Genomic DNA, 9,060 nt, shown 5'->3' with positions numbered 1-9,060 from the left:
CCGGCGTCGATCGCGGCCTGGGCGTAGAACCGGTCCGCCTCCTCCGAGCCCACCGGCAGATAGGACACCAGGACGTCGACCTGCGCGTCCTTGAGGGCCCGGACCACGTCCACGGGCTCGGCGGCCGACTCCTCGACCATGGCCCGGTAGTACTCGCCCAGCCCGTCCAGGGTGGGCCCGCGCTGGACGGTCACTCCGGCCTGCGGGACCTCGGCGAAGACCAAAGTGTTGTTCTCGGACGCGGAGATCGCCTCCGAGAGGTCCAGGCCGACCTTCGCGGCGTCGACGTCGAAGGCGGCCACGAACTGCACGTCGCCCACGTGATAGTCGCCGAACTGCACGTGCATCAGCCCGGGGACGGAGGCGCCCGGATCGGCCTCGGCGTAGAAGTGCACGCCCTGGATCAGCGACGAGGCGCAGTTGCCGACACCGGCAACGGCCACGCGAATGGGATGGTGGGACACGGGACTCCTCTGTCTGGTCGTCTGGGTCCTGTCACCCCGGCATACGCCGGGCGGACACCTGGACGGGCGCCCGGCTCCCGGCCGGGCAGGACCCAGCGCTCCAGTCTAGTGCCCGCCGGGAACGGGGTCGGATGCGGCGGCCCTGCCCCCGCCTCCGGGCTCACAGCGTGCTGAGGAGCAGGCCGAGGGCGAGCACCAGGAACAGCACGCCGGCCGCGAGCTCCACGGCGGCTCCGTGCCGCCGGAAGCCCGCGGCCAGCCGCTGCACCGAGCCGACCCACGCGACCGCGGTGAACCAGGCGAGGCCCACCGCCACGAGCAGCGCGAAGACCAGGACCGTCTCCCACCACAGCGCGCCCGCCGGGACCACGTTGGCGAACAGCGCCACGAAGAAGATGATGGCCTTCGCGTTCGAGAGGTTCGTCACGAGCCCGAGCACGAACCCGCGCCCGGGGGTGACGGTGCGGTCGGTCGGCACCGCCGGCTCCCCCGGTACCGCCCCGGGTCCGCCGCCCGCGGCGCTCGGCACCCGGTCCGGCACGGCGCGCCCGGCGAGTCCCGCCCGGATCCCGCTCACCCCCAGCCAGCCGAGGAACAGCGCCCCGGCCACCTGGATGACCCGCTGGAGCGTGTCGGCCTGGCCGATCAGCACGGTCACCCCGGTGAGGGAGAGCGTGATCCACACGAGGTTGCCCGTCATCACGCCCACGGCGGTGAGCACGCCGGCCGCCCGGGAGCCCAGCGACGCGTTGCGCAGGATCACCAGGACGTCCGGGCCGGGGGCGACGATCCCGGCGATCCACAGCCCGAGCAGGGCGAGGTACTGCGAGGCCTCCACGGCTACCGGGCCCCGCCGCTCACGCGGTCTTGGAGTCGCGGGCGCCCGCCCAGATGTTGATGTCGGAGTCCGTGGCCAGCTGGTCGATCGCGTCCAGCTCCTCCGGCGTGAAGGAGAGGTGGTGCACGGCGCCCACGCTGTCCTCGAGCTGCTGCGGCGAGGAGGCTCCCACGAGCGCGGTGCTGACCTGCCCGTCCGCCTGCTCGCGCAGCACCCACGCGATCGCCATCTGTGCCAGGCTCTGCCCTCGGGCGGCGGCGATGTCGTGCAGGCCGCGGACCTTCTCCAGGGTCGTGCCGGTCAGCCACTCGGGGTCCAGGGACTTCTCCGCCGCGGCCCGGGAGCCCTCGGGGACCCCCTCCAGGTACCGGTCCGTGAGCATGCCCTGGGCCAGGGGGGAGAACACGATGGAGCCCATCCCCGCCTCCGTCAGGGCGCCGAGCAGGGAGGTGCCCGACGGGCCGGGGGACTCGATCCACCGGTTGAGCAGCGAGTAGGACGGCTGGTGGATGAGCAGCGGCGTGCCGAGGTCCCGCATGATCTGCTGGGCACGCCGGGTCAGCTCCGCGTTGTAGGAGGAGATCCCCGCGTACAGGGCCCGTCCGGAGCGCACGATGTGGTCGAGGGCCCGCATGGTCTCCTCGAGCGGGGTGTCCGGGTCCGGGCGGTGGTGGTAGAAGATGTCCACGTGGTCCAGGCCCATCCGCTGCAGGGACTGGTCCAGGGAGGACACCAGGTACTTCCGCGAGCCGCCGAAGTGGTACGGGCCCGGCCCCATGGTCCAGCCGGCCTTCGAGGAGATCACGAGCTCGTCCCGGTACGGCGCGAGGTCCTGCGCCAGGATCCGCCCGAAGTTCAGCTCCGCGGCGCCGGCCGGCGGGCCGTAGTTGTTGGCGAGGTCGAAGTGGGTCACGCCGAGGTCGAAGGCCCGGCGCAGCGTGGCGCGCTGGGTGTCGAGCGGCTTGTCGTCGCCGAAGTTGTGCCACAGCCCGAGCGAGATCACGGGCAGCTTGAGCCCGGACTCGCCCACGCGACGGTACGGCATGGTCTCGTAGCGGGAGTCGGCCGGGAGGTAGGGGACGTCGGGTCCGTAGGTGCGCACGGCGGGCCTTTCGGGGATCGGGGCGGTCGTTCGGGGAACGGCGGCAGGCGCTCAGTAGCGCACCACGGCGGCGCCGTGGGCGGACAGCGCGGCGACGCCGCCGCCGGGTCCCGCGGTCAGCGACACGTCGCCGGAGCGGAAGAGCACCTCGGCGTCCTGGCCCGCGGGGAACGGGACCTGCGCGGGCTCGGCGCCGAAGTTCAGCAGCACCGCGACCCCGTGGGTGGCGCCCGGGGCCGTGGCCCGGCGCAGCACGAACCAGGGGGCGTCCTCGTCGAGGTCGGTGCCGATCGTGTCGAAGCGCGGGTCGCTGAGCTCGGGCACGGCGCGCCGCAGCGCGATGAGCTCGCGGTAGGCGGCCAGCACCCGGGCGTGGTCGTCCCGGCCGAGCTCGTCCCAGTCGAGCTTCGAGTCCGTGAACGTGCTGGGGGCCTGCGGGTCCGGGACCGTGTCCTCGTCCCAGCCCATGGACGCGAACTCCGCCTTGCGGCCCTTCGCCACGGCCTCGCCGAGCTCGCGCTCGGGGTGGGCGGTGAAGAACTGCCACGGGGTGGATGCACCCCACTCCTCGCCCATGAACAGCATGGGGGTGAACGGCTGGGTGAGCAGCACCGCGGCGCCCAGCACGAGCTGGTCGGGGGTGAGGCTCGCGCTGATCCGGTCCCCGGCGGCGCGGTTGCCGATCTGGTCGTGGTTCTGGATGCACGTGACGAACTGCCACGGGCGCACCCGCTGCTTGTCGACCGGCCGGCCGTGGTGGCGGCCGCGGAAGACCGACATGGTGCCGTCGTGGAAGAACGCATCCCGCAGCACCTTGTCGAGGGTGCCGAGGGCGGCGAAGTCGGCGTAGTAGCCCTGCGTCTCCCCGGTGAGCGCCACGTGCGCGGCGTGGTGGAAGTCGTCGAGCCACTGCCCGGTCATGCCGAGCCCGTGGGCCGCGGTCGGCGTGATCATCCGGTGGTCGTTGAGATCGGACTCCGCGACGGTGAACAGGGGCTTGCCGGTCTCCACGCCCACGCGCTCCACGAGCTCCGCGATCTCCTCGAGGATGTGCACGGCGCGGTGGTCCTGCAGGGCGTGCACGGCGTCGAGGCGGAACCCGTCCACGTGGTAGTCGCGCAGCCACATCTCCACGTTGTCCAGGATGTAGTCCCGGACGCCGTCCGAGCCCCAGCCGTCGAGGTTGATGAGGTCGCCCCAGGTGCTGGACCCCGGCTTGAAGTAGTCGGCGAACAGGGGCAGGTAGTTCCCGGACGGGCCCAGGTGGTTGTAGACCACGTCCTGGATCACGCCGATCCCGCGCTGGTGGCACGCGTCCACGAAGCGCTGGTAGGCCGCGGGCCCGCCGTAGGACTCGTCCACGGTGTACCAGAGGACACCGTCGTAGCCCCAGTTGTGCTCGCCGTTGAACCCGTTGACGGGCAGCAGCTCCACGAAGTCCACGCCGAGCTCGACGAGGTGGTCGAGCCGCTCGACTGCCGAGTCGAGGGTGCCCTCCTGGGTGAACGTGCCGAGGTGCAGCTCGTAGATCACCGACCCGGCCAGGGTGCGCCCGGTCCACGCGGTGTCGCCCCACCGGTGCGCGGAGGGCTCGAACGTGCAGGAGAGGTCGTGCACGCCCTGGGGCTGACGGCGGGAGCGCGGGTCCGGCAGGACCTCGGAGACCTGGGAGCGCTCCTGCGCGGTGCCTTCGTCGAAGGTCTTGCCCAGCAGGTAGCCGTAGCGCACGGTGCCCTCGGGGACGTCGGCGCCGTCGGGCAGGGTCCACCAGCCGTCGCGGCGTGCCGCGGTGCCCGCCGGGGAGTCCTCGGGAAGGGCCGCGGCGGGGATCATGTCGTGGTCGTCGCCCTCGATCCGCACGGTCACCGTCCTGGCGTGCGGGGCCCAGACGTCGAAGCGGTTCAGGTGCTCGCGGGTGTTCATGGAGGTCAGGAGTCCTTCCGGCGCAGCAGCGCCACGGGGTAGTCGGCCAGGAGCCGGGACAGCGCCACGGCGCCCGTGTGCAGGCGGCGGGTCAGCACGTCCTCGAAGTCCCCCGCCGGCAGCTCGAGGGTCTCGCCGTCGAAGCCGCCCGCGGCGGCGAGGCCGAGGGGCAGACGGGTGGCCACGGTCACGGCGCCGCCGCGGTCGAACGCGAACACGTGCCCGGCCAGGGGGCCGGACGCGGTCAGCGGGGTGTAGCCGGTGAACAGGTCGGGGTGGTCCCGGCGCAGCCGCAGGGCGCGACTCGTCACGAGCAGCTTGGCGGCGGCGTCCGGTCCCACGGCGGGGATCCCGTCCGCGGTGCCGCCCACGGGGGTGTCCAGGCGGGCGAGTCTGGCGGCCCGGTCCTCGAAGTCGACGGGCCGGCGGTTGTCGGGGTCCACGAGCGACTCGGCCCACAGCTCGGAGCCCTGGTAGACGTCCGGGACGCCCGGCATCGTAAGCTGCACGAGCTTGGCCGCGAGCCCGTTCGCCCAGCCGGCCGGGGTGACGTGCTCGGCGAAGCCCTCGATCACGGCCCGCATCTGCGGGTCGTGGAAGACGAGCTCGATGAACCGGACGAGCCGGTTCTCGAAGTCCGCGTCCCCGTCGACCCAGGCGGTGGAGTTGCCGGCCTCGCGGGCGGCCTTGAGGGCGTAGTCCAGCACGCGGTCCTGCGAGATCGGCCAGGCGCCCACCACGGCCTGGAGCACGAGGTTCACGAGCGGGCCGTCGCCCACCAGGGCCCCGGCCTGCTCGGCGAGCTTCTTGACGGTCCCGACCACGCCGGCCCACTGCTCCCCGGCCTCGGCGAGCACGGTGATCCGGGCCCGCACCGCCTCGGAGCGCTTGGTGTCGTGCGTGGACAGCGTCGTCATCGCCAGGGGCTCCTCGGCGGCGCGCCGGGCGAGCTCGGTGTGCGCCTCCTCGGCCGTCACGGCGAAGTGCGAGGGGTCGCCGCCCACCTCGGTCAGCGACGTCAGGCGGGGGAAGCGGTAGAACGCGGTGTCCTCGACGCCCTTGGCCATGACCATCCCGGAGGTCTGCTGGAAGCGGCGGGCGAGCTCCCCGAGCTCGGTCTCGTCCGTCGCGTCGACCCCGAGCAGCCCGCCCAGCATGCCGACCGCGCCGGAGAGGTCCGGGCGCTGCTCCCGGGCCGCCTCGAGGGCCGCCCGCAGGTGCTCGGCGCCCTCGGGCAGGTAGCTGCGGTAGACGGGGAAGTTCGCGAGGACCTCCGCCAGCGCGTCCTCCGCGACGGCCCGGTCCAGGCCGGCGCCCTCCGGCACGAGGCGCGCGAGGCGCCGGACCTCGGCGAGCAGCGCGCCGTCGGCCATGGCGCGCTTCGTGCCGTGGATCATCTCGTCCCAGTGCACGGGCTCGCCGTCCCGCAGCCGGGCGTCCAGGCTCGTGAGCGCGTACTCCCCGGCCGGGTCGGTGAGCAGCCGATCGATCACGCCGAGGGCGTCGTAGCCGGTGGTTCCCGCGGTGGCCCAGTCCCGGGGCAGCCGCTCGCCGGGCTCGAGGATCTTCTCGACGACGACGTAGGCGCCGCCCGTGAGCTCCTTCAGCTGCTCGAGGTACTGCCGCGGGTCCCGCAGCCCGTCGGGGTGGTCAATGCGCAGCCCGTCGACGAGGCCCTCGTCGATCCACCGCTTGATCTCCGCGTGGGACTCGTCGAAGACCTCCGGGTCCTCGACGCGCACCCCCGCGAGCGTGGCGACGGTGAAGAACCGGCGGTAGTTGAGCTCGGCGTCGCCGCGGCGCCAGTTCACGAGCTCGTAGTGCTGCCGGTCGTGGACGTCCTGCGGGTCGTCGCCCTCCGCCCACGTGCCCTCGGCCAGCGGGTAGACGTTGTCGTAGTAGCGCAGCGTGCCGTCCTCGACCCGCAGCTGCGCGAGCTCGTCGCCGCCGTCGCCCAGCACGGGGATCAGCACCCTGCCGCCGCCGGCCGCCCACTCGACGTCGAAGGCCTCGGCGTACGGCGACTCCTGGCCCTGCGCCAGCAGCGACCACCACCAGGGGTTCTGCTCCGGGGCGGCGACGCCCTGGTGGTTGGGGACGATGTCCACCAGCACGCCCATGCCGCGGGCGTGGGCGGCGTCCGCGAGCGCCTTGAGCCCGGAGGCACCGCCGCGGACGGGGTCCACCTCGGCCGGGGACGCGACGTCGTAGCCGTGGTCGGAGCCGTCGACGGCCCGGAGGATCGGCGACAGGTAGACCCAGTCGGCGCCGAGGTCGTGGAGGTAGTCCACGAGCCCCGCGGCGCGGTCGAGCGTCAGGTCGGAGGTGATCTGGAGTCGGTAGGTGGAGATAGGTGTGCGCACCGCACCAGTCTGTCGGCCCGGCCCCGGAAACGCCAGCAGGCTGTCGACCCGTGTCCGGGTCGACAGCCTGCCGGGGCCGTCAGGTCACTGGTCCTGCGGCGCCTTCGCGTACGCGGCCACGGAGGCGGCGACCGACGCGTCGGGCTCCTCCTCGGGGGTCTCGTAGGCGCGCAGCACGACCATCGACTTGCCCTCGAGGACGATCGAGCTGCGGGCCTTGCGGATCTGTCCGTCGGCGTACTTGCCCGCGGTGTCGATGACCTCCTCCCACTGCCGGCCGTAGCGCACCGGCGGGAGCTTGCACTTCACGGCCTCCGGGTTGGAGTTGAAGTACACGATGAAGTTCACGTCCGTGATGGGCCGCCCGCGCAGGTCCACGCCGGCGATGCCGTTGCCGTTGAGCCACATCCCGAAGGACCGGGACAGGGGCTCGCCCCAGTCGGCGGGCTTGAGCGGGGCGCCGTCGATGTTCAGCCACGCGATGTCGGGCATCGGGCGGCCGGTGTCGTCCGCGTCCATCTCGACGGGCCGCCCGTCGAAGAACTCCGAGCGCCGGAACGTCGGGTGGTCGTGGCGCAGGTGGGTCACGGCGGCGACGAACTCGGTGAGCGGGCCGTCCATGGTGTCCCAGTTGATCCACGACAGCTCGTTGTCCTGGCAGTACGTGTTGTTGTTGCCGTCGTGCGTGCGGCCCAGCTCGTCACCGTGCAGCACCATGGGCGTGCCCTGGGAGAGCAGCAGCGTCGCCAGGAAGTTGCGCTGCTGGCGGGAGCGCAGGGCGAGCACCTCGGGGTCGTCGGTGGGCCCCTCCACGCCGCAGTTCCAGGAGCGGTTGTGGGACTCGCCGTCGTTGTTGCCCTCGCCGTTGGCGTCGTTGTGCTTCTCGTTGTAGGAGACCAGGTCCCGCAGCGTGAAGCCGTCGTGGGCGGTGACGAAGTTGATCGAGGCGAACGGACGGCGGCCGCTGTGCTCGTAGAGGTCCGCCGAGCCCGTGATGCGCGAGGCGAACTCGCCGAGGGTCGCGGGCTCGCCGCGCCAGAAGTCGCGGACGGTGTCCCGGTACTTCCCGTTCCACTCCGTCCACTGGGGCGGGAAGTTGCCCACCTGGTAGCCGCCGGGGCCGACGTCCCACGGCTCCGCGATGAGCTTCACCTGGGAGACGACCGGGTCCTGCTGGACGAGCTCGAAGAACGTGGCCAGCTTGTCCACGTCGTAGAACTCACGGGCCAGCGCGGAGGCGAGGTCGAAGCGGAAGCCGTCCACGTGCATCTCGGTCACCCAGTAGCGCAGGGAGTCCATGATCAGCTGCAGCGAGTGGGGGTGCCGGACGTTGAGGGTGTTGCCGGTGCCCGTGTAGTCCATGTAGAACTTCTGGTCGCCCTCCACGGTCCGGTAGTAGGCCTGGTTGTCGATGCCCTTCATGGACAGTGTGGGCCCCAGGTGATTGCCCTCGGCCGTGTGGTTGTACACCACGTCGAGGATGACCTCGATGTCGGCCTGATGGAGGGCGCGCACCATCGCCTTGAACTCCTGGACCTGGCCGCCGAGGTCGTTGGTGGAGTGGTACTCGTTGTGCGGGGCGAAGAACCCGATGGTGTTGTAGCCCCAGTAGTTGCGCAGCTCCTGGTCGAGCAGGGTGCTGTCCTGCACGAACTGGTGCACGGGCATGAGCTCGATGGCGGTGACGCCGAGCTTCTGCAGGTGCGCGATCACCGCGGGGTGGGCCACGCCGGCGTAGGTGCCGCGCTGCTCCTCGGGCACCTCGGGGTGCTGCTGGGTGAGGCCCTTGACGTGCGCCTCGTAGATCACGGACTTGTGGTACGGCGTGCGCGGGGTGCGGTCGCCCTCCCAGTTGAAGAACGGGTTGATCACCACGCCCATCATCATGTGCGCGGCCGAGTCCTCGTCGTTGAACGAGTCCTCGTCGCCGAAGTCGTACGAGAACAGCGCCTGGTCCCAGTCGATCTGGCCGGAGACGGCCTTGGCGTAGGGGTCGAGCAGCAGCTTGGCGGGGTTGAAGCGCTGGCCCTCGGCGGGACTCCACGGTCCGTGCACGCGGTAGCCGTAGCGCTGCCCGGGCTGGATCGTCGGGAGGTAGCAGTGCCACACGTAGCTGTCCTGTGCCGCGACCTCGATCCGGGTCTCGGCGCCGAGCTCGTCGAACAGGCACAGCTCGACCTTCTCGGCGGCCTCGCTGAAGAGGGCGAAGTTCGTGCCGGTCCCGTCGAACGTGGCTCCGAGGGGATAGGGCTGACCTGGCCAGACTTCCATGGGGGTTCTCCTGTCGTACCGCCGGGCAGGGGTCACCGTCAGCGGGCTGGGTTTTGGGGCAAGTGGGATCGATCTTAGCCCGGACGGGAGCCGCCCGCG

General features: G+C 71.9%; 5 protein-coding genes and 1 pseudogene. All 6 read right to left on the bottom strand.

The genetic code is table 11. The annotated features are described in order from the left end of the window. A pseudogene (locus ACFYE1_RS10845) lies at positions 1-464 on the bottom strand (inositol-3-phosphate synthase); the annotation flags it as partial. Between the two features lie 160 nt (positions 465-624). Continuing rightward, positions 625-1,302, bottom strand: coding sequence for a LysE family translocator (locus ACFYE1_RS10840; RefSeq protein WP_387742621.1), 678 nt, complete (start codon positions 1,300-1,302; stop codon positions 625-627). 19 nt (positions 1,303-1,321) lie between these two features. Further along, a complete protein-coding gene (locus tag ACFYE1_RS10835; RefSeq protein WP_387742626.1) occupies positions 1,322-2,347 on the bottom strand; it encodes an aldo/keto reductase in 1,026 nt (341 codons plus the stop codon). A gap of 108 nt (positions 2,348-2,455) precedes the next feature. Beyond that, on the bottom strand, positions 2,456-4,327 hold the full coding sequence (treZ, locus tag ACFYE1_RS10830; RefSeq protein WP_387742619.1) for a malto-oligosyltrehalose trehalohydrolase: 1,872 nt from the start codon (positions 4,325-4,327) through the stop codon (positions 2,456-2,458). Between the two features lie 5 nt (positions 4,328-4,332). After that, positions 4,333-6,690: a malto-oligosyltrehalose synthase gene (treY, locus tag ACFYE1_RS10825; RefSeq protein ID WP_387742618.1), complete on the bottom strand. Its 2,358-nt coding sequence runs from the start codon at positions 6,688-6,690 to the stop codon at positions 4,333-4,335. An 84-nt stretch (positions 6,691-6,774) separates the two neighbouring features. Beyond that, positions 6,775-8,961, bottom strand: a complete 2,187-nt coding sequence (glgX, locus tag ACFYE1_RS10820; RefSeq protein WP_387742616.1) for a glycogen debranching protein GlgX — start codon at positions 8,959-8,961, stop codon at positions 6,775-6,777. Between the last annotated feature and the right edge of the window lie 99 nt (positions 8,962-9,060).

The sequence above is a fragment of the Kocuria nitroreducens genome (assembly GCF_042879195.1).
Lineage (GTDB): Bacteria > Actinomycetota > Actinomycetes > Actinomycetales > Micrococcaceae > Kocuria > Kocuria nitroreducens.
This window is presented reverse-complemented; position numbering and strand designations above follow the sequence as displayed.